Source organism: Picosynechococcus sp. PCC 11901 (assembly GCF_005577135.1).
Taxonomy (GTDB): domain Bacteria; phylum Cyanobacteriota; class Cyanobacteriia; order Cyanobacteriales; family MRBY01; genus MRBY01.
Window position 1 is genome coordinate 392,703 of record NZ_CP040360.1, and the last position, 25,564, is coordinate 418,266.

30 protein-coding genes and 1 tRNA gene are annotated in these 25,564 nt (G+C 48.1%); 14 read left to right on the forward strand and 17 right to left on the reverse strand.

Going from position 1 to position 25,564, the window contains the following annotated elements; translation table 11 throughout:
• Positions 1-13: 13 nt before the first annotated feature.
• Positions 14-814, reverse strand: coding sequence for a heterocyst master regulator PatR (gene patR, locus FEK30_RS02895; RefSeq protein ID WP_255447928.1), 801 nt, complete (start codon positions 812-814; stop codon positions 14-16).
• Positions 815-1,112: 298 nt separating this feature from the next.
• Here patR and FEK30_RS02900 point away from each other — a divergent pair, with 298 nt between their 5' ends.
• The 7 genes from FEK30_RS02900 to FEK30_RS02930 all read left to right on the forward strand — a co-directional run bounded on the left by FEK30_RS02900 (position 1,113) and on the right by FEK30_RS02930 (position 6,268).
• The gene (locus FEK30_RS02900; protein WP_255447929.1) at positions 1,113-2,009 is read left to right on the forward strand and encodes a tetratricopeptide repeat protein; all 897 of its coding nucleotides are present in this window, start codon (positions 1,113-1,115) and stop codon (positions 2,007-2,009) included.
• Positions 2,010-2,063: 54 nt separating this feature from the next.
• Positions 2,064-4,085 carry an NAD-dependent DNA ligase LigA gene (ligA, locus tag FEK30_RS02905; RefSeq protein WP_138071698.1) on the forward strand — a complete coding sequence of 674 codons (2,022 nt, stop codon included), beginning with the start codon at positions 2,064-2,066 and terminating at the stop codon, positions 4,083-4,085.
• A gap of 16 nt (positions 4,086-4,101) precedes the next feature.
• Positions 4,102-4,440 carry a DUF6883 domain-containing protein gene (locus FEK30_RS02910; protein ID WP_138071700.1) on the forward strand — a complete coding sequence of 113 codons (339 nt, stop codon included), beginning with the start codon at positions 4,102-4,104 and terminating at the stop codon, positions 4,438-4,440.
• 5 nt (positions 4,441-4,445) lie between these two features.
• Positions 4,446-4,742, forward strand: a complete 297-nt coding sequence (locus FEK30_RS02915) for a DUF4926 domain-containing protein (protein ID WP_138071702.1) — start codon at positions 4,446-4,448, stop codon at positions 4,740-4,742.
• Positions 4,743-4,981: 239 nt separating this feature from the next.
• Positions 4,982-5,167, forward strand: coding sequence for a PCP reductase family protein (locus FEK30_RS02920; RefSeq protein WP_012308243.1), 186 nt, complete (start codon positions 4,982-4,984; stop codon positions 5,165-5,167).
• Between the two features lie 101 nt (positions 5,168-5,268).
• Entirely contained in the window at positions 5,269-5,985 is a 717-nt protein-coding gene (locus FEK30_RS02925; RefSeq protein WP_138071704.1) for an OB-fold-containig protein, read from the forward strand.
• A 64-nt stretch (positions 5,986-6,049) separates the two neighbouring features.
• Positions 6,050-6,268: a hypothetical protein gene (locus FEK30_RS02930; protein WP_030007410.1), complete on the forward strand. Its 219-nt coding sequence runs from the start codon at positions 6,050-6,052 to the stop codon at positions 6,266-6,268.
• A 24-nt stretch (positions 6,269-6,292) separates the two neighbouring features.
• Here the strand turns inward: FEK30_RS02930 and FEK30_RS02935 are convergent, their stop codons facing one another.
• Positions 6,293-6,637, reverse strand: coding sequence for a hypothetical protein (locus FEK30_RS02935; protein WP_138071706.1), 345 nt, complete (start codon positions 6,635-6,637; stop codon positions 6,293-6,295).
• 267 nt (positions 6,638-6,904) lie between these two features.
• Here FEK30_RS02935 and purB point away from each other — a divergent pair, with 267 nt between their 5' ends.
• The 4 genes from purB to FEK30_RS02955 all read left to right on the forward strand — a co-directional run bounded on the left by purB (position 6,905) and on the right by FEK30_RS02955 (position 11,200).
• On the forward strand, positions 6,905-8,200 hold the full coding sequence (purB, locus tag FEK30_RS02940) for an adenylosuccinate lyase (RefSeq protein ID WP_012308248.1): 1,296 nt from the start codon (positions 6,905-6,907) through the stop codon (positions 8,198-8,200).
• 231 nt (positions 8,201-8,431) lie between these two features.
• Positions 8,432-9,130: an EAL domain-containing protein gene (locus FEK30_RS02945; protein WP_255447930.1), complete on the forward strand. Its 699-nt coding sequence runs from the start codon at positions 8,432-8,434 to the stop codon at positions 9,128-9,130.
• Positions 9,131-9,309: 179 nt separating this feature from the next.
• Entirely contained in the window at positions 9,310-10,455 is a 1,146-nt protein-coding gene (locus FEK30_RS02950; protein ID WP_012308250.1) for a CobW family GTP-binding protein, read from the forward strand.
• A gap of 175 nt (positions 10,456-10,630) precedes the next feature.
• The gene (locus FEK30_RS02955) at positions 10,631-11,200 is read left to right on the forward strand and encodes a tetratricopeptide repeat protein (RefSeq protein ID WP_138071710.1); all 570 of its coding nucleotides are present in this window, start codon (positions 10,631-10,633) and stop codon (positions 11,198-11,200) included.
• A 109-nt stretch (positions 11,201-11,309) separates the two neighbouring features.
• On the opposite strand, the gene FEK30_RS02960 is transcribed toward FEK30_RS02955, so the two are convergent.
• From FEK30_RS02960 to FEK30_RS02980, 6 genes are all read right to left on the reverse strand, one after another.
• Positions 11,310-12,086 carry a hypothetical protein gene (locus tag FEK30_RS02960; protein WP_138071712.1) on the reverse strand — a complete coding sequence of 259 codons (777 nt, stop codon included), beginning with the start codon at positions 12,084-12,086 and terminating at the stop codon, positions 11,310-11,312.
• A gap of 665 nt (positions 12,087-12,751) precedes the next feature.
• Positions 12,752-12,916: a hypothetical protein gene (locus FEK30_RS16700; protein ID WP_168191111.1), complete on the reverse strand. Its 165-nt coding sequence runs from the start codon at positions 12,914-12,916 to the stop codon at positions 12,752-12,754.
• A gap of 113 nt (positions 12,917-13,029) precedes the next feature.
• Entirely contained in the window at positions 13,030-13,689 is a 660-nt protein-coding gene (locus FEK30_RS02965) for a Fe2+-dependent dioxygenase (RefSeq protein WP_138071714.1), read from the reverse strand.
• Positions 13,690-13,763: 74 nt separating this feature from the next.
• A complete protein-coding gene (locus FEK30_RS02970; RefSeq protein ID WP_138071716.1) occupies positions 13,764-14,588 on the reverse strand; it encodes a 4-helix bundle domain-containing protein in 825 nt (274 codons plus the stop codon).
• A 79-nt stretch (positions 14,589-14,667) separates the two neighbouring features.
• Positions 14,668-15,675 carry a multicopper oxidase domain-containing protein gene (locus FEK30_RS02975; RefSeq protein ID WP_138071718.1) on the reverse strand — a complete coding sequence of 336 codons (1,008 nt, stop codon included), beginning with the start codon at positions 15,673-15,675 and terminating at the stop codon, positions 14,668-14,670.
• A 177-nt stretch (positions 15,676-15,852) separates the two neighbouring features.
• On the reverse strand, positions 15,853-16,056 hold the full coding sequence (locus FEK30_RS02980; RefSeq protein ID WP_012308257.1) for a (2Fe-2S)-binding protein: 204 nt from the start codon (positions 16,054-16,056) through the stop codon (positions 15,853-15,855).
• 226 nt (positions 16,057-16,282) lie between these two features.
• Between FEK30_RS02980 and bfr (FEK30_RS02985) the strand changes: the two genes are divergently transcribed.
• Positions 16,283-16,747 carry a bacterioferritin gene (gene bfr / locus FEK30_RS02985; protein ID WP_099239611.1) on the forward strand — a complete coding sequence of 155 codons (465 nt, stop codon included), beginning with the start codon at positions 16,283-16,285 and terminating at the stop codon, positions 16,745-16,747.
• Between the two features lie 67 nt (positions 16,748-16,814).
• On the forward strand, positions 16,815-17,282 hold the full coding sequence (gene bfr / locus FEK30_RS02990) for a bacterioferritin (protein WP_012308259.1): 468 nt from the start codon (positions 16,815-16,817) through the stop codon (positions 17,280-17,282).
• 85 nt (positions 17,283-17,367) lie between these two features.
• Here bfr (FEK30_RS02990) and FEK30_RS02995 read toward each other — a convergent pair whose 3' ends face one another.
• From FEK30_RS02995 to FEK30_RS03005, 3 genes are all read right to left on the reverse strand, one after another.
• On the reverse strand, positions 17,368-18,369 hold the full coding sequence (locus tag FEK30_RS02995; protein WP_012308260.1) for a phosphoribulokinase: 1,002 nt from the start codon (positions 18,367-18,369) through the stop codon (positions 17,368-17,370).
• A gap of 380 nt (positions 18,370-18,749) precedes the next feature.
• Positions 18,750-18,821 (reverse strand) — tRNA-Val (locus tag FEK30_RS03000).
• Positions 18,822-18,907: 86 nt separating this feature from the next.
• Entirely contained in the window at positions 18,908-20,452 is a 1,545-nt protein-coding gene (locus FEK30_RS03005) for a DASH family cryptochrome (protein ID WP_138071720.1), read from the reverse strand.
• A gap of 496 nt (positions 20,453-20,948) precedes the next feature.
• On the opposite strand from FEK30_RS03005, the gene FEK30_RS03010 reads away from it, so the two are divergent.
• The gene (locus FEK30_RS03010; RefSeq protein ID WP_138073724.1) at positions 20,949-21,527 is read left to right on the forward strand and encodes a GAF domain-containing protein; all 579 of its coding nucleotides are present in this window, start codon (positions 20,949-20,951) and stop codon (positions 21,525-21,527) included.
• A 48-nt stretch (positions 21,528-21,575) separates the two neighbouring features.
• Here FEK30_RS03010 and FEK30_RS03015 read toward each other — a convergent pair whose 3' ends face one another.
• From FEK30_RS03015 to FEK30_RS03040, 6 genes are all read right to left on the reverse strand, one after another.
• Positions 21,576-22,379 carry an alpha/beta fold hydrolase gene (locus FEK30_RS03015; protein ID WP_138071722.1) on the reverse strand — a complete coding sequence of 268 codons (804 nt, stop codon included), beginning with the start codon at positions 22,377-22,379 and terminating at the stop codon, positions 21,576-21,578.
• Positions 22,380-22,477: 98 nt separating this feature from the next.
• Positions 22,478-23,155 (reverse strand): hypothetical protein, encoded by a 678-nt coding sequence (locus tag FEK30_RS03020; protein WP_012308265.1) that lies wholly within the window; start codon positions 23,153-23,155, stop codon positions 22,478-22,480.
• A 2-nt stretch (positions 23,156-23,157) separates the two neighbouring features.
• Positions 23,158-23,628 (reverse strand): globin family protein, encoded by a 471-nt coding sequence (locus FEK30_RS03025; protein ID WP_030007398.1) that lies wholly within the window; start codon positions 23,626-23,628, stop codon positions 23,158-23,160.
• Positions 23,629-23,762: 134 nt separating this feature from the next.
• Entirely contained in the window at positions 23,763-24,245 is a 483-nt protein-coding gene (locus FEK30_RS03030) for a hypothetical protein (protein WP_065717118.1), read from the reverse strand.
• A gap of 29 nt (positions 24,246-24,274) precedes the next feature.
• On the reverse strand, positions 24,275-24,982 hold the full coding sequence (locus FEK30_RS03035) for a V4R domain-containing protein (RefSeq protein ID WP_030007396.1): 708 nt from the start codon (positions 24,980-24,982) through the stop codon (positions 24,275-24,277).
• A gap of 65 nt (positions 24,983-25,047) precedes the next feature.
• Positions 25,048-25,560: a 2Fe-2S iron-sulfur cluster-binding protein gene (locus FEK30_RS03040; RefSeq protein ID WP_030007395.1), complete on the reverse strand. Its 513-nt coding sequence runs from the start codon at positions 25,558-25,560 to the stop codon at positions 25,048-25,050.
• Between the last annotated feature and the right edge of the window lie 4 nt (positions 25,561-25,564).

Consider the following 25,564-nt stretch of genomic DNA (forward strand, 5'->3'; position numbering starts at 1 on the left):
AAACGACCGTGATTTAGCCCTCACTATCCTTTGGTTTGGGTCGAGGCACCGGTCTCGCTCTGGCAGTTGCTCCATGGCTGTCACTGGCGTGATGATCGGCGACGGGTCTGGGCTTGCTCTTGTCGCGGTTAAAGGGTTTTCCGCCTGGCTTGGGGCCTTTGCGACGACTGCTGATATAGCCAATATCTTCGCAGGTTTGAATCATCAGCATATTATCGAGGAGCTTCGCCTGGAGATCGTAGAAATGGTTAACGGGGCGATCCGGCAGAGCACCGATCAGTTGAATCTTGAAAAACTTGGGCTTGTCCCCTTGCTTCTTCGGGGATTGGCGAATTTTAACGATGACTTTTTTGGATTCGGCATCATAGAAAACCACCTGGCCGCGAATGGAAAAATAGCCGTCTTCGACTTGGTCACTGGTGGGAATAGACTCCGTGAGTGCCTCTGGATCATCAAGGTTTTCGGGCTCCCAAATGCCGAGAATCTGGAGGTGGAGATGGTTATCATCCTGGCGGGTGCGGGGATAGACGACCCAAACGTGCTCTTGGTTGAGGTCAATGTGATTTTTGATCAGGCTAATCACACGACCCAATAAAACGGCCTCAATGCTGCCATCTGCTGTGGCGATCGCCCCCTTACTAATTTGCTCTGGATCTTCGGGGGTATATTTGCCGCGCACAATGCCAATGGCCCGATATTGACGGGGATGGCTCGCGGGGGGAATGGGATGTTGCCGTAGTTTTTGGGAGGTCGTCTGGTCCTCATGGGGATTCGGCGCTGGTGGAGACGATAGACGATGGTTAGATTCAGACACGGGCTTATCCAATGCTTTCTAGGTGGGCTAACAAAAAATACAGATCGTTTTCGATACCAGATAGTCAACTATCAGACATCAACATCATCGGTAGGCGATCGCCATCACGATAAAAATTAGCATTCTGCCTTCGATCATATAGGACGGACGAAGACGTTTAGCGCCTGCCTATTGTACTCAATGGGGTGTCAGAGGTGATAAATCAGTAAAATTTAGATAAAATTTTGCCAACCTTCTGACTTTTCCGGTCTTTTAGGTCTGGTTTTTATCCCTCTAGTTTTCCCCACTATCTATAGCCATGGCGAGTCACATCATCGAAAAATACTATCGTCCCCGTCCCTGGGTCTATGGTCTTTCTGGGCTTCTGTTTCTGCTGGCTGGGGGACTTTTGGTGATGCCCCGCTTCGACCAGTGGATGTTGGCCCGGCAGACGGCAGCGGCGGCAAAAGTGCAACCCGAAACAACTCCCGATCCGGCGATCGCCCTCCTCGAAAAAGACCAACAAAGTTATGAAATCTGGTTAGAAAAAGAACCCAATAACGAAAAAGCGCTGCGGGGTCTCTTGGATACCAGCCTCAAGCTTAATGATTTAGAAAAAACGGCCACTGCCCTCGATGGTCTGGCGCAAATCCACAGTGATAATCCCGATTACCTCGTCCTGCTGGGCCAGGTGGAACAGGAGGCCAAGGATTACGAAGGAGCGGCGGCCACTTACAAAAAAGTGCTGTTGACAGATCCGACCCACATCAACGCTCTCCAGGGCATGGTGGATCTGCTCCTGGTGCAAAATCGGCCAGAGGGGGCAATCGAACTGCTCCAAACCACCCTCAAAGACATGGGGCAATTAACAGAAGACGAAACCATTGAAATTGATCCAGAAAAGGTGACGTCTATCCAACTGATGCTGGGGCAAATTTACGTCGCCCAAAAACGCTTCGGGGAGGCGATCGCCATCTATGACCAAGCCGCCACGGTGAATAAAACAGACTTTCGGCCAGTCCTCGCCAAGGCCATGGTCTTAAAAAATCAAGGGAATGAAGCCGCCGCCAAACCCTTTTTCATGACCGCGATCAACCTCGCGCCTGCCACTTACAAAGACCAAATTAAGGAAATGGCCGTGCTCGGTGCCGCAGATCTTAAGGCCCTCGAAGCCGTCCCCACCGAAACCGACCCAGAAGCAGAGGCAACGGAATAATTTCCCTGGGGCGATCGCCTATAATGGCGGCTTGAAAATCTTTCCCCCGAACCCATGTCCGACGCCCCCCAAACCCGCCTGGCCCAACTGCGATCGCAACTGCAAAAAGCAGCCTATGCCTACTATGTCCTCGATGCGCCGTTCATGGAGGATGCTGTCTATGACCAGCTCTATCGGGAACTGGTGGCCCTGGAAACGGCACATCCCCAACTCATCACCCCCGACAGTCCCACTCAACGGATCGGCGACCAGCCCGCCACCCAATTCACCAGCGTCAAACATAATATCCCCCTCTACAGTCTGGAAAATGCCTTTGACTTTGGGGAACTGACCCAGTGGGAACAACGGTGGCAGCGGGCGTTGGCCGGAGAAATCCCCAGCCACTCCGGTTATGTGTGCGAACTTAAAATCGATGGCTCGGCGATCGCCTTAACCTACGAAAACGGGATTTTAGTGCGCGGAGCCACCAGGGGCGACGGCGTGACAGGGGAAGAAATCACCCAAAATTTGCGTACCATTCGCACCATTCCCTTGCGTTTAAACCTCGACAATCCGCCCCCTTTAGTGGAGGTGCGGGGGGAAGCCTTTTTACCCCTAGAGACCTTTGAAAAGATTAACCAAGAGCGGGAAAAAGCGGGCGAAAATCTATTTGCTAATCCGCGAAATGCCGCCGCTGGCACCCTACGACAACTTGATTCCCGGATTGTTGCGGCCCGGAAGTTAGACTTTTTTGCCTACACCCTCCACCTCCCAGAATCGCATAATTCCCCTCAGTTAAATAGCCAATGGGAGGCCCTCGAATTTTTAAAAAAAATGGGGTTTCGGGTCAATCCAAACCGTGAGCTTTGCCCTAATTTAACTGCCGTAAAAAATTATTTTGAAAAATGGGATGAAGGCCGCAAAAAACTCCCTTACCTGACCGATGGAGTTGTCGTTAAACTCAATGACTTTTCCCTCCAGGCTGAGTTGGGCTTCACCCAAAAATTTCCCCGCTGGGCGATCGCCTTGAAATATGCCGCCGAGGAAGCCCCCACCACCGTCAAAGACATCATCGTCAACGTGGGCAGAACGGGGGCTGTCACTCCCATGGCCGTCATGGAACCGGTGCAACTGGCAGGAACAACGGTACAACGGGCCACCCTCCACAACGAAGACCGCATTAAAGAATTAGATCTTAGAATCGGTGATACGGTCGTCATTCGTAAAGCAGGGGAAATTATTCCGGAAGTTTTGCGAGTTTTAGTTGATTTACGCCCAGAAGCTACTATTCCCTATCAATTTCCTAGCCATTGCCCCGAATGCAACTCAGCCTTAGTACGTCCCCCTGGGGAAGCCGTCGCCCGCTGTGTGAATAGTTCTTGCCCGGCGATTTTGCGGGGTTCCCTCGTCCATTGGGCTGGCCGCGACGCCCTCGATATCCAGGGTTTAGGCGAAAAAAATGTGATTCTTTTGATTGAGCATGGTCTAGTGCAATCCATCGCCGACATTTATGACCTAACCAGCGAACAGTTGCAGTCTCTTCCCCGTATGGGGCAAAAGTCAGCGGCAAATTTGATCCAGGCGATCGCCCACTCAAAAAATCAAGATTATGCCCGTGTTTTGTATGGTCTGGGGATTCGCTTTGTGGGGAAAGTCAATGCAGAAATTTTGGCGCAAAACTTCCCAACTTTAGAACAACTCCAAAAAGCCAGCTTCGCCCAATTACAGGGGGTTTATGGCATTGGTGAAGAAATTGCCCAGTCCGTCGTCGATTGGTTCCGGGTGGATGCGAATCAACAGTTGATCGAAAAGCTGCAACAAGCGGGCTTGACCTTTGCCCAAACCCAGACGGCCCAAACCCAGACCAATCGTCAGATTTCCGGTAAAACCTTTGTGATCACAGGGACATTACCGACCCTCAAACGCACTGAAGCTGCCGAAAAAATCAAAGCAGCCGGCGGCAAAGTCACGAGTTCTGTCAGCAAAAATACTGACTATCTTGTGGCGGGCGAAAATGCCGGATCTAAACTAGACAAAGCCCGACAATTGGGAATTCAAGAACTGAATGAAAATCAGCTTTTAGAGTTGTTGGTATAGAAAAAATCTTTTTAATATGACGCAATCTCAACCGCCAATTGCTACACAGTTTTTAATTTCTCAAGCTAAGTTGACACAATATCTACTCATCCTTCTGCCCAAAAATGATAAATCAAAGTTCCTATCCCAAGCCGGATATACTCTTGACAATTGGCAGGACTTGCACGATCAATTAAAAACACTAGCAATGAGAGGAAAATCTGAGTTTTTACAGCAGACACCGTATGGCAAAAAATATAAAATCAAAGGAGAGCTGCAAGGGGTGGGTCACAAAACTCTTAAGGTTGTTACAATTTGGATGGTTACCGATGAAATTGCTAAATTTGTCACTTTGATCCCAGATAAAGGAGAATAATAATTATGCACAAACATTATCCTCTTTTTAGTCAAGTTGTCCTATCCCAAGACTTCCCTGAATACAACCTGCGTCGGGGCGACACTGCAACGGTGGTTGAATATTATCAAATGACAGATCAAGAAGACGGCTATAGCTTAGAAGGATTTAACATTCCAGAAATTACGTTAGAAGTGGCACATTCACAAATTATGTCAATTGCTCAATGGCAGAAAGAACAAGAGATTTTCCAAAAGATTCACAAACTTTCTCTCGAAAAATTACAGGAATTAGATCAATATATCAATCAACTAATTGCCTAGATTTAACCACTTAAAAATATAAATTTTAGATGATGACCGTTTGTTCGAATCTTTAATCTGTCAGTGCTAATCACTGCTCTAGCATTGTGCTGGAAGACTTATGACGGGTGACTTGGGATTTGCCGTGGAGATAAAAACATTTGCACTAAAAAAATATCAAGAAATTTAACGAAACCGCGCTTTTAACCCCCGGAAATCCTTGCTATGATTCAGAAAACTCCCCCTAAGGTACTGAAACGATGACTTATCCTAATTTTCCTGACGAAATCCCCTGGACGGAAGAAGCGAAAACTAAATACAAAAATATTCCTTTTTATGCCCGTTCCCAGGCGCGACAAACCATCGAAGAACTTGCCCGTGAAGAAGAAGTCGAAGAAATTACGGCGGAACTGGTGATGCGCGCGCAACAAAAATTTGGGAAATAAGTCTAGAGCTAGATTATGGTGGTGGCGATCGCCAAAAAAATTCCTAGATTTGGGGGGCGACCCGTGCGAATTTTTTACTCTGTCCCGGATACGGTGCATCCATGATTTTTGATGCGTCAAACTTAGGCTACTGGGTGCTTCTGGGGAGTGGCATCCTGTTGTATTTGTTTGTCATTTTCTCTGGGGGTGGGGACGATGACCTCGATATGGAGGCCGATTTTGATGCGGACATTGACGCCGATATGGACTTAGATGCCGACATTGATGGTGATCTCGATGGGGATACCGAGGTTGAGGGCGAAGGGTTTGGTCTCTGGTCGGTGTTGTCTTGGTTTGGCTTTGGGCAAGCGCCGTTGATGTTGCTTTTGGCCACAGATTTGAGTCTATGGGGTCTGTTGGGGTGGATGTTCAACGTGGGCCTAAGGACACCGACGGGATTTTTGGGGATTGTGGTCTTTTTTGGGAGTGGGGCGATCGCCTTCTGGATCGGGAAACTGTTGGCTTACCCCCTAGGGAAAGTGTTTGCCGCCTTTGGGGAAGATGTCAGCAGCGATCGCCTGATTGGGTGCCTGGGGGTGGTCTCTTCTAAAACTCTCCCCCATTACGTCGCTGGCAAAATTGGCCAAGCGGATGTGTACGATTCGGCTCGGAACCTGATGACTGTCCCGGTGAGTTTACCCCACTGGGCCGAAGTGATTCCCCGACGGGGCGACAAAATTTTGATCGTTGATCGCACCGAACATAGCTATCTGGCGATCGCCAAAGATAGTTCCGACGAAGACCGCTGGCTCGCTGAAGTGAAACAGCTTCCCCAATAATCTTTTCCCCTTTTGCCCTAGGATAAGGCCAGGCCAAATCGCACCTTGTGGAGAGTGAGCACCGATGCCGATCGAAATTATTGTGATCGTCGCCGCTTTAATTATTTCTTGGTTAGTTTTTACCGCGTTTATCAAAATCGTGAAAACCAGCGTGCAAACCGCTGTGACCATTGCGGCCATTGTGCTGGTGTTGCAACTGGTCTTCGGGATTCAGTCGGGGCAGGTGATTACACAGATTATTGAACTCCCCCGCATCATCTGGGACTTTTTCAATAACCGCTAAGGCATAGATATTAAAGACCTTTGGCTAACGGTACTGTTCAATTAAATCCGCCAGACGGTCGAGTACCTGCTTAATTTGCGCATCGGTTTTATGCTCTAGGCCCATGGCCACCATCAATAGGCCCATTTCCACCGCATCATTTAGGCTCAAGGCTAGATCAACGGCTTCGGTAGCTTCGAGGACATCATGGAATTTTTCTGGGTGATCAACGCTTAGGTCAATGTAGATGGCAGCAGGGTTTTTGCGGGGATCGTCTTGTTTTTCTTCCACGCGAGAGATGCGATTGGCCCGTGCCGTCACGCTGGTCACATTACTGGTGAGGGTGATGTCGCCCGTGGTGATTTCTGTGGTGAATAGTTTGTTTGTCATGGTACAAACTCCTGCGGCGATCGCCAACGATAATTTAGAACAACATCGGCTACTTTTAGCTTAACTCCCTCCTTTGGGGGCAGGCCGGAAACTGTACATATCTTGAGCTTGGTGGCGCTTTATGGTCTAAACCGAACTTTAGGGCAATGCCGACGAGAGACTTCTGTCCCAAAGGCGATCGCCTCCCCCGTAAACCCCCGTAAAAACATTGCCAAAATTTGAACAACCCCTTGTAAAATAGCTAGGTTGTATTCTGCGGCACATCTCGTGATTGAACGTTATACCCTCCCCGAAATGGGGAATCTCTGGACAAATGAAGCAAAACTCAAGGCTTGGCTGAAAGTTGAAGTTGCCGTCTGTGAAGCCCAAGCAGAGTTAGGGTATATCCCCACAGAAGCCGTAGAAGAAATCAAAGCCAAAGCCCAGTTTGACGAAGCACGGGTTTTAGAAATTGAGAAAGAAGTGCGCCATGATGTAATTGCTTTTCTCACCAACGTCAATGAATATGTCGGCGATGCGGGACGCTATATTCACCTCGGCATGACCAGTTCCGATGTTCTGGATACGGCCCTTGCTCTGCAGATGGTGGATAGCCTCGATCTGATCCTGACCTGTGTCGAAGAACTGATCCAAGCGATTCGCTACCAAGCCCAACAACACCGTTACACCGTCATGGTGGGTCGTTCCCACGGTATCCATGCCGAACCGATGACCTTTGGGTTTAAGCTGGCGGGTTGGCTGGCGGAAATGCTCCGGAACCGCGATCGCCTAGTCGCTGTGCGCAAAGAAATTGCCGTGGGACAAATCTCTGGCGCTGTGGGAACCTATGCGAACATTGAACCCCGTGTTGAAGCTTTAGCTTGTCAAAAACTCGGCCTGGATCCCGATACTGCTTCGACCCAGGTGATTTCCCGCGATCGCCACGCCAACTACATGAACCAACTGGCTGTGTTGGCCGCCAGCATCGAACGCTTTGCCGTGGAAATTCGCAACCTCCAACGCACCGATGTATTAGAAGTCGAAGAATATTTCTCCAAGGGCCAAAAAGGCTCTTCGGCGATGCCCCACAAACGCAACCCGATTCGTTCTGAACGCTTAACCGGGATGGCACGCTTGGTGCGGGGTAATGCGATGGCCGCCCTCGAAAACGTTGCCCTCTGGCATGAGCGGGACATTTCCCACAGTTCCGTCGAGCGGGTCGCCGTGCCCGATAGCTGCATCCTCGTGCATTTTATGCTGCGGGAAACCATTAGCCTCGTGAAGAATCTTTTGGTGTACCCCGAAAACATGAAGCGCAATATGAATGTCTACGGCGGTGTGATCTTCAGTCAGCGGGTACTGTTGGCCCTCGTCGAGAAGGGCTTAACCCGTGAAGATGCCTACCGTTTAGTGCAAGGTTGCGCCCACACTGCTTGGAACACCGAAGGAGGGAACTTCCGCGCCAACGTCGAGCAAGATGCAGAAATCACCCAACACCTCTCTGGCGAGGAGATTGCAGCCTGTTTTGATCCACAATTCCAACTGCGTCACCTCGATCAAGTCTACCAACGCCTCGGTATCTAAACCTTTCGTTTAACCGACGTCAATTTGGCGATCGCCTTTTTTGAACTAAGATCCAAGAGAGGCGATTTTTTATGGATAAATATTGATCTTCATGGAAACAAACCCTAACCGCTGAATATGTTGATGTTCAATATTGATCATCGCCAGGATAGTTAAGAGACCCTACAAATTAGGTGCACCATGGAATGTAGAGAATGCACGAATCGAAATAAACTCGATTTTGAATTCACAATGGCCTTTCAACCCATTGTCAACCTAGAAACCCAAACAATTTTTGCCCATGAAGCCCTGGTGCGGGGTTTAAATAATGAGTCAGCCCAAGCAATTTTTCAACACATTAATGACAGTAACCGCTACTTATTTGACCAGTCCTGTCGCACCACAGCAATTCGTCTTGCCGCAGAACTGCATATTCCCTGTTTTTTGAGTATTAATTTCTTACCCAATGCCGTTTATGAACCAGAACGCTGCATTCGCACAACCCTAGAAGCGGCGGAAACCTACGGATTTCCCATTGAGCAAATTATTTTTGAGATTACCGAAAGTGAACAAATCACAGATTTAGTCCACCTCCGAAAAATCGTTGAATATTATCGAGCCCGTGGTTTTAAAACAGCCATTGATGATTTTGGGGCAGGCTATGCCGGGTTAAATCTTCTATCAGAAATTCAGACTGATTTGATCAAACTTGACATGGCCTTAATTCGCGGCATTGACCGAGATAAAGTGCGGCAAGCGATCGTCAAAGGTGTACTACAAGTTGCCGGGGAACTCTCAAGTCTTGTCATTGCCGAAGGCATTGAAACCCAAGCAGAATTAAGCACCCTCCAAGGGCTGGGTATTAACCTTTTTCAAGGCTTTTATTTTGCTAAACCCACATTTCAATCCCTGGCCCAAATTCCGTCAGATAGGTTTGCCAATGTCGCTTAATTTTGGCGATCGCCATGGTCAATATCGCCCTTCTCCTCTGACGCATTTTTTCCAAGTTGACCGTGGCTTTCACATCTGCGCATTCCTAACTTTTCCCGAAGCATCGCCCCGACTCTAGACGCCAAAAATACTGTGTAAGATAAGAAGAAGTTGTTTTCTAATTGAAAGTGAAAAATATTATGCCCACAGTCAGTAGCCAAGCTCCAGGTGCCGATACCTTAGATGCCAGTAAAAGTGGCCTTCCCGTAACGATTATCACCGGATTTCTCGGCAGCGGCAAAACGACACTACTAAACCACATCCTCAGCAACCAAGAGGGACTAAAAACCGCTGTCCTCGTGAACGAATTTGGGGAAATCGGCATTGATAATGAGCTAATTGTCACCACCGAAGACAACATGGTGGAACTCAGCAACGGCTGTGTCTGCTGCACCATCAACGAAGATCTGGTGAATGCGGTGCATAAAATCCTTGATCGGGGTGACAAAATTGATTATCTCGTCGTTGAAACAACGGGGCTGGCAGATCCATTACCTGTGGCCTTGACCTTCCTGGGGACAGAGTTACGAGACTTAACCCGCCTAGATTCCATTGTGACCATGGTGGATTGTGCCAACTTTAGTTTGGATTTATTTAATAGTGAAGCGGCCTACAGCCAAATCGCCTACGGTGACATCATCGTGTTGAATAAAACGGATTTGGTTGAGGAGTCAGACGTTGACGCCCTAGAAGTCAGAATCCGCGACATTAAAGAAGGGGCTAGACTCCTGCGCACCCAAAAGTCTGAAGTGCCATTGCCGTTGCTACTCAGTGTGGGTCTTTTTGAGTCGGATAAGTATTTTGATGCGGCAGATACCCATGTGCATCACCACCACAGCCATGATCACCACGACCATGACCATGGGCATAACCATGACCACCACGATCATGACCATGTTTGCACCCCAGAGTGCGACCATGACCACGACCACGAACACCATCATCACCACTCAAACCATTTAGAAAACGATGGATTTACATCAATTTCTTTCCAAAGTGACAAACCCTTTGCAATCCGCAAGTTTCAATATTTCCTAGATAATCAGTTACCCGTGAATGTCTTCCGGGCGAAGGGAATTCTGTGGTTTGATGAAAGCCCGCTGCGCCATGTGTTTCACCTGAGTGGAAAGCGGTTTACGATTGATGATTCGGAATGGAAACCTGGGGAAACGAAAAAAAATCAGTTGGTGCTGATCGGCCAAGATTTAGATGAGGCAACGTTACGACAACAGATAGAGAACTGTTTCTGCATGCCCTCCAAAAATCGTGGTCAGGGTTTTTCGTAATATCATTTCATTTTCCAACGGCATTAACCGCTGAACGACCAATCTACACAACGCCTGGGGTAAGGAAAGTCAATTTCTTTACCTCTTTTTCGTCTCGGCAAGATGATCGAGATTTACCGCTAAGATGGAAGGACTTTGGTTTTTTAAGCGCGCTATTTTTTGGGTTTAATTTTTTATGCGATCGCCCGCTCCTTCCCGGACTGTAACCTTCCCCTTTTGGCTGACTCTCTGCTTACTCTTAAGTTTAGGCACTGTAGGGGTTTTAGGGACAGTGCCAGCCTTTGGTCAGGGGCGCAAACAAAACGCCGAACAAAAATTACTCCAGCGTAAAGATGCGGATCGTCATTTTGAACTTGCTCGCCAGGCCCACAGCGAAGGCAACCTAGAAACAGCACTGTTTCACTGGCACCGGGCCGAGGCGATTTATCGACAGTTTCGCACTTGGGATCAGCTGAATTTAACCCTCACAGCCTTAGCTGATACCTATTTGACTCAGGATAATCTCCAGGCAGCAGAAACCGTCCTGCGGCAACAACTCCATCTGGCCCGCGATCGCCAGGACGTACAGACCCAAGTTGTGGTGCTCAATCAACTCGGCCATCTCCTTGAAAGCCAGGCCCAACCCCAAGTTGCGGCGGCTATTTTTGCCGATGCCCAGGCGATCGCCGCTGGATCGACCACAGGCAAAATTCCGACCATCGTAAATGAATTTCAAACAAAAAAAGCGGCTAGCCATAAATTCTAGCCACTATATCAAGGGTGAGGAAAAGTTTTTTAGGTTAAGTGGATGAGTCCAAGGTTTTTAGCGAGGGAATACGAACCCCATATTCAAAGATTGAATATATGATTGCCGCCTAAAACTTCATTTCAAGGTTGAACGATAACACTGCATCCGGTGCATCTTCACTCAGTCCAAACAACAAAGCAACTCTTGGTTCAAGCACACGGTCTTTACCGAGGCTAGTCTCAAAATAAGCCGCAGGGCCAATAAAGTGGGATTGCTCTTCTGTTCCACCGAAAAATCCTTCTAATTCGCCATAGGCTTCGATTCCTAATGCAACTGATTCACTGACAGGGGTAGAAACACCGAGAGCATAAGCCAACCCTGCATCTTCGTCTTTGAAAGGAATCTCAACTATGAGATTGCCAATAAGGTTAACGTCTCCAATAGTGACTTCTCCAATAGGGCCAATTTCAAGGGCACCTTCATCAATACCACCTTCATTGGGAATTTCAAGCCCTGCAAAAAGGCCAAAGGCACCGCCATGTCCATGGCCATGCTCTTCATCATCGTCGTCATGGCCATACTCTTCTTCACCTGTCGTAAACAAGAACACGTTAGTGAACTCAATGCCTTCAACCTCTAAGTTCCCGCCTTCGATATCTGCTAACTCAATAGCAAAAGTGGGTTTCCAGAAATCAGTGACTCCATAGCCAAGAGCAAATTCAAAGGCAGCTGCTTCTTCATCGTCTTCTACTTCGCTAAGGGTAACCCCTGACAGTACTTCAAGCTTGAACTTACCTTTATCTACATCAGGATGAATGATTTCAAAGACTTGTGCCTGTGCGGAAGTAGCCTGGAATGCCCATAGGAATAGACCCGGCAAAAATATTTTTTTTAGTGAAAGCATTATCAAAAGACCTCAAGGATTAGATAAAAGGATTCAGATAGGGACAAGAGTATACAGTGAAATCAAACCCAGAATGATAATCATAATCATTTTTGTTTGATTATCAGTTCACTATAAGCAAACTAAGAGGAGATAAACTTCTGTGGAGAAAGTAGACTGGCGGCGATCGCCATACTTGTAGAAATGAGAATATCAAGGTGATAAGAGCAGACTGACACGCTACTCCCTTGGGATATACCGGAATAAAAAGAGATGAGTATGCTGTGCAAGTTAAGAAACAGTGTCGATCAAGCTTTCATCTCAATTGGGGATCGCATCCTTCTACAACAATGGTTTATCTAACGCAAACACGGGCAGGCTGAGTGTGTTCGCCGCTGGGTACGTCCCATGAGAGACCTTAAACTCGCTGCAGCGAATCCTTGGGTTGAGTGCATTACAAAATTCTCCACACACTAAATTTACGAAAACAATAATGATAATCGTTTTCGTAAAAGTCTACAAGAGAGATCGTCTTTTGTGGAGTCTAGTTGGCAAGAATGCTAGCGGGGTGATTCCGCATCAACTGGCGAAAAACCGAGGCAAGCCGCAAACATAAAGTAAAAGAAATCAATCATTTTTTTATACCGAGAAAATAAAGTTGTTTTAACGAAATATCTGGTCTAACCTCAGGACTCCGCTAAAGCATGGTCTAAACTGAGGGTCGCTAAATAATATTGGGCAAGATCAGGAGCCATATGGGGCGGTCTCCCCTGGGATTGCTCTGGGGCTTGGCTATCTTGGCGGAGCTGCTGGGTAATATCGGTCGTACCGCAGGAGTGGACAATTTTCATGGGATATTTTAATGAAAATAATTCTTATTTAAACTAGATAAAGTGTATCGATACTTGGACAGCTCGTCAATAGTATTGATACTTATTTTCAATAAAATCCTGGGTGAGTTTGTTTACTCACTCCAGAGCCGTAGGAGATTCGCCACACTTTTCGAGAGGAGATCAAATTCTGTGCTTTTACCGCTCTGGGCAAACAGGCTACGGCGACTGACATCGAGATCAAATACAATTTCCCGCTTTTGGGCATCCCGAATCCAACTTTGTACCCAACCCACTGCCACCAAGCGCGTTCCTTTTGTCACTACATTCACCCGATGCAACGAGGTAGAAGGATAGGCGATCGCCGTTCCAGCAGGCAGTTTATAGCTTTGTTCAGAATCTGCCCCTTCAATGACAAGTTCGCCCCCTTCATAGTCACTAGGTTCATTGAGAAACAGGGTAAATGAAACGTCTGAGCGCATCCCATTCATCAGGGCATTGTCGGTGTGGCGACCATAGGCCATGCCGGGGCCGTAACGGCTAAATAGCAGGGTGTGAACAGTTTTGGGACGGATCGCCGTTTGAAACAGGGCATTGTTCTGGAGGGCTTGGCGCACTTGCTCTTCTAGGGCTTGGGCCGTGGGGGTTGCCTTGGCCAATTGTTGATTTTCTTTGACCAGTTTGGCATACCAACCTGCCGTAAGTTTGCCATCGACAAATTCGGCTTCGGTCAAAGTTGTGGTTATTTTTTCGAGGGCCTCTGGTGTCAACACCTGGGGAATTTTAAAGAACATTTGTCTTACCAAAAAATCTAAAAAACCCCAGTTTTACCGGGGTTACTGTCAATGATATTCACAGAAGCTGGGGATTAGCTGTTGCTGGCGGCTTCAATCTCAACAATACGACTCAATACTTCCTGGGGCGTTTTCACGGGGGTTTGGGGTGGTTCCACCGTGGGCCAAGCGGTTTTGAGATCGGCTAAAGCCGTGGCGATCGCCTCTCTGGTCTCCGGGCTGAGTTGATCCGCAACTTGTTCATAAAGCATCTCGCTATGGAAAACGAAACCACGGGAATCTTGGTATTCCACCGCTTCGACGATCTGATTATTGGCGATCGCCGCCGCGTATTCTTCCCCGGCCACCTGGAGGAGATTATTCATGACCCCAAGGACAAACTCAGGGGACTGCAATTCTGCTTCGCCCAAAGCCGCAAGCGCTGTATCAATAGCCTCAATGGAAGCGTCGAGTTGGGTTTGTAATTCGGGAGATTCCGGTGCTGTCTTAATCAAATCATGGGCACTGTTGAGGACATCTTTAAAATTGACCACGCCGCGATCACCCAATTGACCCTCAATGGCACCATACAATTCTTCTACAGGGTGGCCAATATGCGGTTCTGCCTGTTCATATTCCCCAGCCGCAATCAGTTCCTCTGCCACCATCAAATGACCCAACATTAACGAGAGGGTCGTGGCATAGTCTTCATCGGGATTGCCGGAACTCGCACCTTCGCCCCCTTCACCACCTTCTCCGCCTTCGCCCCCGTGGTCAGCACTATTCTGTTCTACAGTTTCTGTCGTGGCAGCATTTTCTCCCCCTTCCCCACCATTGTCTGGGACGGAGGTGCCACAAGCTCCAAGGCTAACAGCTAAACCCAAGGTTAGGAACAATTCAACGGGCTTTACAGGTTTCATACTAATTAAGAATAATTTTCAAATTAAATATTGCAATACGCTAAAGTTTTTGCTGACTATTGTCAATAGAAGCTTGGATTTAGGCTGGGAGCACTTCAAAAAAGCCCATGCAACCATGTTCAGCGATGTAATCTTGATGGGGATGGAACATATATTTACCAGGGAAAGGATAGGCAAACTCTAGGATGTGCCGTTCGGCGGTGCCCATGGTGACCACATCGCTTGCTTCGTGGGGCGTCATCGCCATGCCAGTGCGATAAAGCTGAAAAAAGTTGGCGTGGATATGGAAGGTAATCGCCGGATCAAACTCGATCATATTCAAGACATAAAGTCGTACCAGTTGATTTTGCACGATGGGGATGGGGCGATCGCGGAACACGTTGGGAATGCCGTTAAAAGCATACAATTCGTTTTTTTCATCATCATTAATATCGTAGCCCCCTAGCACCAACACCATTTCGTCAGCGGGCGGTCTTGGTTCAGGGGGATCAATAATAAAAAGTCCGAATAAGCCTTTACCGATGTGGCGCGTCACCGGGGCAATGTGGCAATGGTACAGGTGGACACCGTAGGGTGTTGCGTCAAATTCATAGATAGTGGTTTGACCATGGCGCACTGGTTTGACCCCATCCATCGTATCGGGGTGAGTCCCATGAAAGTGGAGGGTGTGGGAGTGTCCATCGGCATTATGAAAAATAATTCGGACGCGATCGCCCGCCGTTGCCCGTAGGGTTGGCCCCGGCACCCGTTGATTAATATTCCAACTCACATATTCAAGGGCGGCATTGAGGTAAATAGTGCTGCTGTTGGCTTCTAGGTGAAATTCTCGCACCCGTTGCCCCTTTTCTTCGCTCACTTCCCCGTAGTCAAAATCTCGCAAAATTTGCATCGGGTCAAAGCCATTGCGGGTAATGCTGTCTTGGTCGAAGGTCACCGGAGGAATTTTGACTTCAGCTTGGGCAAGAGAGTTTTTTTTACGCCAGGCATAGGTGGCGATCGCCCCTGTTCCCAAACCGACTAATCCTGTCTGTAAAATTTGCCGCCGACTCCAGCGAGAGAAAACCCCACCACGCCTTAAACTGTCCATAAACTAATTTCTACTACCCAATTCGTCGCCCGTTATCAGCAGTTGACCACCCTAACTTGAAACGCCATTGATCCTGAACTGGGCTTTTTTAATAATCCAATACCTTAGTAAATCCAAAACCTTCTCTAAAACAAAAGGATCTAAACAGAAAGACTTGCAAATAAAATTTTGTCTATCTTAGGCAATGCTCGAAGTACAGGGTTGCTTCACACAGCCTTGTTCATGGTGATCCTGCAATAGCTGGGCGGCATATTCTAGGCAAGTGCCACAATCCATTCCGACGCCCATCACACTCGAAAGCTCTTTCATAGAGCAGCTTTGTTGTTCCGCAGCTTGGCGGATTTGCTTTTCGGTAATGCCACGGCAAAGGCAAACGTACATGGTGACCTCAAGGGGAAAATGCTTGATTTAACTGTCATCCCCTACTATGCCCTATTCTGAAAATTATTGCAATAGATTCTCATTCTTTCTCCTAAAGTTGATCAGAAAATAAAATTTTGTGAGTAAAGCCCCCCAATGTTGGGAACTGCTCTAAGCTAGACATACCGAAGTATTTATGACACCTTTTTAGAGTAAAGGTGGCCGATTTGGAGTGAAATAAGGCGAAATGCAAGGAAAATCCGGCATTAACACCCAGCTTAATGCAGTCTTAAAGTCCCAGTTGACTGCAATTAACCAGTTCTTTCTCCACGCGAGAATGGCCAAGAATTGGGGCTTGGGGACATTGAATGATCAAGAATATAAGTACTCCATCAAGGCCATGAAGCAGGCCGACAGTCTTATTGAACGGATCTTGTTTTTAGAGGCCTTGCCCAACCTCCAGAGCCTTGGCAAATTGATGATTGGTGAAGATGTGCCAGAAATGTTGGCCAATGAGCTAGCGACCGCCACAACAATCCGCAATGAGTTACTAGCGGCGATCCAATTGTGTGAGACAGAACAAGATTATGTCAGTCGTGATCTTTTGGACGAAATTCTTGAAGAAACCGAAGAACAGATCGACTGGTTCGAGTCCCAGCAGTGGCTGATCGAAAATTCTGGTTTAGAAAACTATTTACAGTCGATGATGTAGATAGGGCAAGGGTATGGGCCACGCTATGGCCATGTTTTTATTCACTTAGAGTATTGAGACAATTCCGATGAAAGGTAATCAAAACGTTTTAGAACAACTCCACAAGCTGCTGCGCAATGAGCTAGCAGCCCGGGATCAGTATTTTACCCATTCCCGGATGTACCTAGACTGGGGCCTGACGAAGCTCTATGAACGCATTAACCACGAGATGCAGGATGAGACGGGCCACGCATCTCGATTGATTGAGCGGATTTTGTTCCTCGAAAGCACTCCTGATCTGTCCCAACAGGATGGGTTGAACATTGGTAAGACTGTGCCTGAGATGCTCCAAAATGACCTCGATTATGAGTACAAAGTCATTGGGGATCTCAAAGGGGCGATCGCCATTTGTGAGACAGAACAAGACTACCAAACCCGCGATATCCTCCGGCAGATGCTGGCCGACACCGAGGAAGACCATGCCCACTGGTTAGAGCAACAGTTGGGACTGATCGAGAAAATTGGCCTGCAAAATTATCTGCAATCCCAGATGTAAAGCGCCATATATCGTCATTGCCATAAAAAAATGTAGGGGCTTGCCATGGCAGGCCCCCACAACTATTTATTGGTGTTGATTTTTTCTATACGCTTGCGGCGATCGCCCCTTTCCCAGTGGTGAGATATTCATAGGTTTGGCGCATCTTGAGGCCCACGAGCACTTGGAACAGACCTGTGCCATTGTCAGAACCGGGGTAGTCCTTGTGCTTCAGAAGCAGCTCAGTCATTTCACCGTAATACTTAGTGCCCGTTTTGCTGAGGTGGCTTTCGATGTAAATCATTTCTTCGAGATTATCGAATTTCCCGTCTACTTCCAGGACAGAAACCTCATTGCCGAAGTAGTTATCGGGACCATAGTACATCTTGATGCCAGGATAGTTACAGGTGAGCTTCCGGCCACAGGGACGCCAGTTAATCGTAGAGCCTTCATCAAAGAGATAGGCTGGTTCGAAGCCCGCAACTCCTTCTTTTTGGACGAGACGTACCCGGAGGTATTTCCCTTCTTTGTCATCGACAAGTTCAGTGGGGAGCACCTGGATCACCACATCGGCGAATTCCCGTTGGGGTTCGATATAGGCGCTGAAATCCGGTTTCCGGGCATTAATTGAAGCGAGAACATCCTCGTAGGTGTGGCCCCGTTCTGCCATGTCCCGTTGAATCTTCCACTGGATTTTGACTTCATCGCTGATGTCGAGGTACACGCCGAAATCGACTAATTCCCGCACCCGGGCATCGTAGAGGGGATGTAGACCTTCGATCACAACGACTTTGTTGGGTTCAATGCGTTCGGGCGGGTCAATTTCCCCGGTTTCGTGGTTGTAGATGGGCTTATCAATGGCCTTTCCGTTCTTTAGATCACGGATTTGCTCTGCCATGAGATCGAAGTTGTTGGCCTTGGGATTGAGGGCAGTTACCCCAGCTTCTTTGCGGCCTTTGCGGTCAAGGCTATGGTAGTCATCAAGGCAGATTACCGTCATGAACTCTTCGCCGAACAGATCGGTAAGCCGGCGTAAAAAGGTAGATTTTCCGCAGCCGGAGTCCCCGGCAACACCAATAATAACTACACGGTCTGTCTGACTGGTCATAAATTTCCTCTGGATCTGCAAATTTTATGTTTTAAACTCATCCGTTATCTATGGCGGGAACTCGTGACGAATCGGTTTATTCGCGAGGCTCAGGCGTGTAAATAACCTTAGCTTTGCCACACTGTCACCCCGAAGGCGATCGCCCAGATAAACTCGGTACGAAAATAATTGCTTTTATTAATTTCGCCGCTTATTATACAACGGCACTAACATTTAACCATGGTGCTCCCCCAGAAGCGAACAAATATGGAGTTTGTTTGCCGTTCGTGGGGAAACACAAATTTTCTTAAATCCCTGTTAAGGCCCCGTTTGCGCCTAATGGGTCACGGGAAAATAAAAAGCCACCCCAGAAGGTGACCTTGGCATATTCTTCTTAAGGATGGGCGTTACTGGATTTGAACCAGTGGCATCCTGCTTGTAAGGCAGGCGCTCTACCGCTGAGCTAAACGCCCTTAAGCCTTAACAACTATAACAGGGGATTTTTCAAAACGCAAGGGGAGAGGCAAAAGTTTTTTTGAACGGCCCCGTTTTAGGTTGATTAACGCCGCCAACGGGCTTTGGGAGTATCTTGATTGCGTTTGAAATTTTTACGGGGCTTTCGGGATTTGGACTTAGGGGCCAGACCCAGGGCTTTTTGGTAAATGCGTTCGTTTTCTTGGACAGAGGTTTGCAGATCAACCATCGGTTTCGGGTAGGTTTCCCCCAAAATAATTTGGCGATCGCCTAACGCTTGCACAGGTAAACGCCAGGGTTGATGGATCTGTTCACCGGGGAGGGCCGCCAATTCTGGAAGCCAGTGGCGCACATAGTCCCCTTGGGGATCGTAGTCCTTGGCCTGTTTGGGAATGTTGAAATAGCGAAAACCCCGCGCATCATTCCCCACGCCAGCGGTGTAGTTCCAGTTGCCCCAGTTGCTGCACACATCGTAGTCAATGAGTTGCGACTCAAACCAAGCGGCGCCCCAGCGCCAATCAATCCCCAGATTTTTCGTCAGAAAGCTACCAACATTTTGCCGGCCCCGGTTGGACATAAAGCCCGTATACAGGAGTTCGCGCATATTGGCATCGACGAAGGGGATCCCCGTTTGCCCCATCCGCCAGCGTTCAAAAGCATCTTGATCCTCTTTCCAAGGAATTTTTACCCCCTGTAAACCTTCGGGTTGGAAAATTTGGTTGCCATGTTTGGCACAGATCCAGCGGAAATAATCCCGCCAGAGCAGCTCAAAAATCAGCCAGTAGGTGGAATTGTTGGCGATCCGTTTTTGTTCGTATTCGGCGACTTGGGCGGCAATGTAGCGGGCCGAGAGGCAGCCCAGGGCGAGCCAGGGTGAAAATTTTGAGGAATAATTGGCTCCCAACAAACCATTGCGGGTTTCTTTGTAGACCTTGAGGCGATCGCCTGCCCAAAAATAAGCCTGGAGTCGTTGCAAAGCAGTCGTTTCACCACCTTTGAACGGGAGTACACCACGGGAATCAATGGTTGGTTCCGGCAAACCCAAATCCTGGAGGCTGGGAATCTCACCTGGATCAGCGGTTTCGGGGAGGGGGGGCAATTGGGTTGGTGTGGGTACTGGGGAGGCGATCGCCGCATACTTTTCCACATCCTTACGAAATTGCGTAAAAACCTCCGGCACTTCATTAATGCCAAAGGGCAAATCCCCTGGATCGTGGAGGGTCGTTCCCCAAAACGTTTTGATTATGATTCCCTGTTGCTTTAGGGCTTGGCGCAGTTTTCGTTCAACGCGGGTTTCCTCTGCCGTTACCTCCCTGTGCCAATACACAACATCAATCTGCCATTGCTGACATAAATCAGGGATTAACTTTTCTGGGATATCCTGACGCACAATCAAATCACTGCCCTTGGCACGGAGATTTTGCCGGAGATCCTGGATGGTTTCCCGGAGAAACTGACCCCGAAAGGCACCTGTTTTTGGGAAATCTAGCCCAATTGAGCCAAACTCCCGGGGGTCAAAACAGTAGAAGGGAAAAATCTGGGCCTGTTGTGCTAGGGCTTCCTGGAGTGGCTGGTGGTCATGGAGCCGGAGATCACGGCGATACCACAGGAGAATATTGACAGAAGACATTGTGATCTAGCGAACGATAAAGTAGAGGCTCATAAGGTAACGTTAATTGCCATGGAGATTCAATTGATTCGGGGACGCATGATTTTTATGAGTTTTAAAAATTGTCCTCTCAACTCAAAATAAAACTGTCATAGTTTTTGCTGAAAATCACTTGAAATATCCCAAAAACAAATCGATAAGAGGCAATTCAAATGCTAGTCCCCAAGGTGATTTTTCGGCATTTTGGCGTATCTTACTAATCGTCATAAAATTCTTCCAAGCTAGTCTACCAAGAGATTTTGGGCGATTTATGCCTTTTTCAGAAGTTAAGATTAAACACAAAAAACTGTCAGAAATATGTATAACTTGTCCTATTTATTGCTAAGATTTAATTTGAGTAGCTGATGTCATTCTTTTGCTCATCATTATTGGGGTAAACACTCCAATAAAGTTAATTTTTGGTTAAGCCACACCACAATATACCCCCATCATTTTTTAATGATTGTCCGTGGATTCTATGATTGCGCCCCCAATCCTGACTAACGAAGAACATCGTCTTGCGGCACTACACCGTACTTATTTACTGGATACCCCCCAGGAAGCAGCCTTTGATCTCATCACGCGGTTGGTGGCGCGGCTCTGTCACACTAAGATCGCGGCAATCTCTCTGGTGGATCGCGATCGCCAGTGGTTTAAATCACGCTATGGTTTCACCCTCGAAGAAACCTCCAGGGTTATTTCTTTTTGTGCCCACGCGATCGAGGATACTGAGCTTTTTGAAATTCCTGACGCCAGCCTGGATAAGCGTTTTTGGGACAACCCCCTCGTGGTTCAAGCGCCCAAGATTCGTTTCTATGTGGGTGTTCCTCTGTATACAGCCGATGGTTATTGTTTGGGTACCCTTTGTGCGATCGATGATCGCCCCCAAACTCTTTCTGACAGACAGCGCCACCATTTACTGGGCTTGGCAAAACAAGTGGAACGACATATCCATTGGCGCACCGCGTTTTTGGCCCAGTATCCTGACTCCCAAACATTGGTCTCTCCGAAGGAAGCGGCTCATCAAGGCCCCCACTGTAGTCTTTCCGTTGTTTAGCGCTGTGGCAAATTTGTCATGGGATGGCGATCGCCTTTTGCTGTGAGTTTAATGGAGAAAATCTTTGAGGGCAGCGATCACCGCTTGGGGATTACTCAATTGGGGAAAATGCCCCTTGGCGTCAATCCAGTGGAGCTGACTACTGCGAATGGCTTGGTGGAGATATTCGCTTACAGCTTTAGCCACAAAAGGATCATTCTCGGCTTGCAAAATTAACGTTGGGAGCTTCAGTTGACTCACCTCGCGACGATAATCAGATTTGAGGATCAGCGAAAAGGTCAAAAAAGCATAATCAGGCCGTAGACGGAGGAGGGTTTTTGAAAATTCCGCCGAGAGTAATGGTTGCTTCGGGGTATTCATGATCGATGGCGCATATTTATGCACCCATTGGAAATAGTTCTGGGACATTTCCGCCAAGATTTCATCGGCTGTGACCTGATCAAAACTCCCCACATAATCTTGGTCATGGATATACCGAGGTGAGGCACTGATGAACACTAAACGGGTAATGAGATTGGGGTGCTTGAGAGCCACCAGGGTGGCGGTCATACTACTGACTGAATGGGCAACCAGTTGCACTTCCTCCAGGTCGAGGGCCTCACAAATGTCGAGAATATCCTGGGCGTAACTTTCGAGGCGTGTGTGATGTAATGTCTCGTTTTCGTCTGCCTGCGATCGCCCACAACCCGGCAAATCAAAAAGCACCAAACGGTAGTCCGCCGCAAAGGCCGGGGCCACTAAACGCCAACTGGTTTGATCACTGCCAAAGCCGTGGGCGAAGAGGAGTACCTTGTCTGAACTGGCATTGCCGAGGATTTGAACGTTATGTTTGGTCAGAACATCAGTTGTCATATCGATTATGTAAGCAAAACACTTGTTGAACTTACTTCCATCATGCCAAGAAACGCTCTAGGCCGCAGCGCCCAGGGTTTAGCAAAACCTACGTCAATTTAGGCATCGGTCACTGCAAATTTTTCGATAATCTCGGCGCTAGAAAGACCTTGTTTGACCCACATTTCCGTCTGTTCAATTTTTGGCCCTAAGCCCACCAAGAAGTTGGCAAATTGTGGCGGATTCGCCATTAACGTTGCCGCATCCTTTGGTAAATCCACTGCACAGGCCCGAATGCCTTTCCCAGCCCAACGGGAAAACCAAGCTGCAATAAAACCCGCTTCCAAATGATAGGACGGTGTTTGTTCTGGTTTCAGGCCAATTTCCGTACCCAACTGCATCATCGAGGCCTCTACCTGTACCTTGATTAGGCCCAAATCACGGTGGGTAAAATCTAAATTTAAATGCCCAAAACCGTGGGTTTCCCAAATTTGCCGCATCATCACCAAAAATTCTAGGGCATTCATCTGGGGGATCGTGCGTTGGTAGTATGCTTCAATTTCTGTTTTCAAGCGGTCATAAAAAGCCCCTCCCCACCAAAAACCAAAGGTATAGAGGGCGAAAGGGGTTGCTTCACCTGTTTCTTCTCGTAGGGCTTTATGAATGCTCCGGAGCAACACTTCTGGTACGGCCAAAAGGCGATTCCCGTGGCGTGTTTTTAAAAGGCCCGTTTCCGGTTGGCATTGGATATAGGTGCGGGGGGTAAAGTAATTCCCAGGGACAGGGGACAAAGTCATGGTTATTCGCTCAGGTATTGGTGGGTGACTTGGAGATAGGGCAGCATCAGTTGGGCGTATGGGGCGGGGAGTTCTTCTTGGATGACCTCTTGGATAATGCGGTAAACTTCGTTGTTGTATTTTTGATTTTTCAAGGCCCGCATAATATTTTGCATCCAGTACAGGAAGCGATCTTTGAGGAGTTCTTCGTCCTGGAGGAGCATCGCTGTGGCGCAGTTGCGGAGGACTGAGATGAGATCACCTTTACATTTTTTGAGAACCGTCTCCGGGGCCGAGCGCAATAACACTTCGTTTTCGGTTTGGAAGCGCCGGAGGGTCTCGTCAACAATTTTTTCTTCTTTTTCTTGGATCAATTGATAGGTGATCCGGCGATCGCCCCAGGATTGGAGAGTCTGATCGACTTGATCAAGATCTTGGGGTTCGATATAAGCCCCGTCGGAACGTTCAAGGAGGGTTTCTAAGAGGGTGATCATAAAAATTTATCCTGATGAAAAAAGTAGGCAAAATTTACGCTGGAAAAATTCTAGGTTTTTCTCGAAAAGGGACGGTAAATTGTTTTATTTTTTAATAATTCCGTTTTTGTAAGGAGTTTTAGCCACCTAACGCCCTAAATATCGGCGACATCTAATAAATCGTCGAGTAAGTCGTAGTCATCGGGGTCAACTTCTCGGAGAGTTTGACCTTGCTCTTCCCAGGTGAGGAGGGCGACAAGATCTAAATTTTTGAGGCCATCGACGGTTTCGATATTCTGTAGGCCCCGAATGAAAAAGTCGGTATCAGATTCCTCGGTTTCAACAACGGGCGATCGCCTCGGCGAAGTCCCTTGGAGAGTGGCAGCATATTGATCCAATTCGGAAGGCGGCGCACTCCACTGTAGGGCTAACAGCAGATCATCCCGGGAGAGAAAAGCTGCCTCCTCAAACCCCTTGAGAAAAAAAGGGCCATCCGGTCGAGGCGATCGCCGGACGAGGGTCGGGGCAGGGGTCACTCCACGGGTAGGGACAGGGGCTGCCGTAGGAGGCTTGAGTTTTTCAAAAAGTCCCACAAAAGTCGGAAACCAGCGCCGGAGTAGAGAATCATCTTGTGCCATGTGATTTGTCCTCGAAGTGTGCCTTTGCTTTATTCGCGCCCAACCGCATCAAGTGCCGCTTCCGTTTTGAGCGCCTGGAAGCGAGCTTCAATATCCGCCGCCGTTGCCCCAGATGTCAGCCAAAATTCCGCCGCCTTCACCCGTTTTTCCGAACCGATTAGGAACCGACAAAAATCATTCCCCATGGAATAACACTGAATTTCGGTGCTACTCAAGGCCCGGTCAAAAAAGCTCGAAAAGAACCCCGCAAATAGCCCTGCATAGAGGAAGCACACGGGCTTACCGACATCACCGAGGGTTTTCGCCACCGCCGAGTCAAATAGATCAATAAATAAAAAGCCTTCCTTAATCGAAGACAAATCCACCTGCCATTTCCCCCACCCCTGGGCCGTCAGGGGCCACCACCAGGTTTCGAGGGCAAACCGGAGCGCCGCATCTTTAAAATACAGGCCGAACTCATCCTGGAACCAAACCTTAAATTGGGCCGCATCTTCGACGCCCCACTCCTGGCCGATCAGGTACATTAACCAACCGGAAGCTTCACCGACTTCATGCTCAAGGCCCTTTTGCAACCCGATAATAAAATCTTCTGTGGTGAGGAGATTCCGTTGACCATGGCGATCGCTCACGGTGCCTTGGGTGGGATCAAACTGAAAGAAGGTATGACGACTATAGTGGCAGGCTTTTTGCCAGGAACGGTGGTATGGGAGAGTTTGGGAACGGGCAGAAGAAACCATAGGATCAATAAATCGCAATCACAACAGTTAGAAAGACAAGCTTAAAAAAGCGAGAAAAGCCAAAACTAATCAAAGTAGTTGGCAATATTTGACACAGAAGAGGGTTGGAACACATCCAAAAGATTGGTTTCTAAAGCCGCATCAATATTGGCCATTTTTTCGAGGGCCGAGCGCAGAATTAATTTGTTTTCTTCGACAAGAATTTCTCCGGTCAAAGGGTGAATAATATTTTGATTAGCGCGGGTGCCAACGAGGGATTTGAGCTCGCCCATGGAACCGATGTACATCCCCCTGGGCACTTCGATAACGGCCCCATCACCACAGATCTTCGTTTGACAGGCAAGGCGAGAATTGGCTTGGGCGGTGGCAATAAAACTGAGGGTCAGTCGTTCTTGGTCATTCATCGGGCTGAGGGCTTCCCCCCCAGATTTGACGTAAATATGACAAGTGGCACAGCGCCCTTGGGCTCCACAGGCCTGCATGACACTCATGTCTTCCCGGAGTAGCACATCAAGCAAGGTCTCTTGGCCCTGGACGGGAACGGTTTTATCGAGGGGTTGGATTGAGATTTTATTCACGGGG

What these genes read in the sequence shown, in the direction of transcription:
- FEK30_RS02900 (WP_255447929.1), top strand. Translation starts at nt 1,113, where the DNA reads ATGGCGAGTCACATCATCGAAAAATACTATCGTCCCCGTCCCTGGGTC.
- ligA (WP_138071698.1), top strand. Translation starts at nt 2,064, where the DNA reads ATGTCCGACGCCCCCCAAACCCGCCTGGCCCAACTGCGATCGCAACTG.
- FEK30_RS02910 (WP_138071700.1), top strand. Translation starts at nt 4,102, where the DNA reads ATGACGCAATCTCAACCGCCAATTGCTACACAGTTTTTAATTTCTCAA.
- FEK30_RS02915 (WP_138071702.1), top strand. Translation starts at nt 4,446, where the DNA reads ATGCACAAACATTATCCTCTTTTTAGTCAAGTTGTCCTATCCCAAGAC.
- FEK30_RS02920 (WP_012308243.1), top strand. Translation starts at nt 4,982, where the DNA reads ATGACTTATCCTAATTTTCCTGACGAAATCCCCTGGACGGAAGAAGCG.
- FEK30_RS02925 (WP_138071704.1), top strand. Translation starts at nt 5,269, where the DNA reads ATGATTTTTGATGCGTCAAACTTAGGCTACTGGGTGCTTCTGGGGAGT.
- FEK30_RS02930 (WP_030007410.1), top strand. Translation starts at nt 6,050, where the DNA reads ATGCCGATCGAAATTATTGTGATCGTCGCCGCTTTAATTATTTCTTGG.
- FEK30_RS02935 (WP_138071706.1), bottom strand. Translation starts at nt 6,637, where the DNA reads ATGACAAACAAACTATTCACCACAGAAATCACCACGGGCGACATCACC.
- FEK30_RS02945 (WP_255447930.1), top strand. Translation starts at nt 8,432, where the DNA reads ATGGCCTTTCAACCCATTGTCAACCTAGAAACCCAAACAATTTTTGCC.
- FEK30_RS02950 (WP_012308250.1), top strand. Translation starts at nt 9,310, where the DNA reads ATGCCCACAGTCAGTAGCCAAGCTCCAGGTGCCGATACCTTAGATGCC.
- FEK30_RS02955 (WP_138071710.1), top strand. Translation starts at nt 10,631, where the DNA reads ATGCGATCGCCCGCTCCTTCCCGGACTGTAACCTTCCCCTTTTGGCTG.
- FEK30_RS02960 (WP_138071712.1), bottom strand. Translation starts at nt 12,086, where the DNA reads ATGCTTTCACTAAAAAAAATATTTTTGCCGGGTCTATTCCTATGGGCA.
- FEK30_RS16700 (WP_168191111.1), bottom strand. Translation starts at nt 12,916, where the DNA reads ATGAAAATTGTCCACTCCTGCGGTACGACCGATATTACCCAGCAGCTC.
- FEK30_RS02965 (WP_138071714.1), bottom strand. Translation starts at nt 13,689, where the DNA reads ATGTTCTTTAAAATTCCCCAGGTGTTGACACCAGAGGCCCTCGAAAAA.
- FEK30_RS02970 (WP_138071716.1), bottom strand. Translation starts at nt 14,588, where the DNA reads ATGAAACCTGTAAAGCCCGTTGAATTGTTCCTAACCTTGGGTTTAGCT.
- FEK30_RS02975 (WP_138071718.1), bottom strand. Translation starts at nt 15,675, where the DNA reads ATGGACAGTTTAAGGCGTGGTGGGGTTTTCTCTCGCTGGAGTCGGCGG.
- FEK30_RS02980 (WP_012308257.1), bottom strand. Translation starts at nt 16,056, where the DNA reads ATGTACGTTTGCCTTTGCCGTGGCATTACCGAAAAGCAAATCCGCCAA.
- bfr (WP_099239611.1), top strand. Translation starts at nt 16,283, where the DNA reads ATGCAAGGAAAATCCGGCATTAACACCCAGCTTAATGCAGTCTTAAAG.
- bfr (WP_012308259.1), top strand. Translation starts at nt 16,815, where the DNA reads ATGAAAGGTAATCAAAACGTTTTAGAACAACTCCACAAGCTGCTGCGC.
- FEK30_RS02995 (WP_012308260.1), bottom strand. Translation starts at nt 18,369, where the DNA reads ATGACCAGTCAGACAGACCGTGTAGTTATTATTGGTGTTGCCGGGGAC.
- FEK30_RS03005 (WP_138071720.1), bottom strand. Translation starts at nt 20,452, where the DNA reads ATGTCTTCTGTCAATATTCTCCTGTGGTATCGCCGTGATCTCCGGCTC.
- FEK30_RS03010 (WP_138073724.1), top strand. Translation starts at nt 20,949, where the DNA reads ATGATTGCGCCCCCAATCCTGACTAACGAAGAACATCGTCTTGCGGCA.
- FEK30_RS03015 (WP_138071722.1), bottom strand. Translation starts at nt 22,379, where the DNA reads ATGACAACTGATGTTCTGACCAAACATAACGTTCAAATCCTCGGCAAT.
- FEK30_RS03020 (WP_012308265.1), bottom strand. Translation starts at nt 23,155, where the DNA reads ATGACTTTGTCCCCTGTCCCTGGGAATTACTTTACCCCCCGCACCTAT.
- FEK30_RS03025 (WP_030007398.1), bottom strand. Translation starts at nt 23,628, where the DNA reads ATGATCACCCTCTTAGAAACCCTCCTTGAACGTTCCGACGGGGCTTAT.
- FEK30_RS03030 (WP_065717118.1), bottom strand. Translation starts at nt 24,245, where the DNA reads ATGGCACAAGATGATTCTCTACTCCGGCGCTGGTTTCCGACTTTTGTG.
- FEK30_RS03035 (WP_030007396.1), bottom strand. Translation starts at nt 24,982, where the DNA reads ATGGTTTCTTCTGCCCGTTCCCAAACTCTCCCATACCACCGTTCCTGG.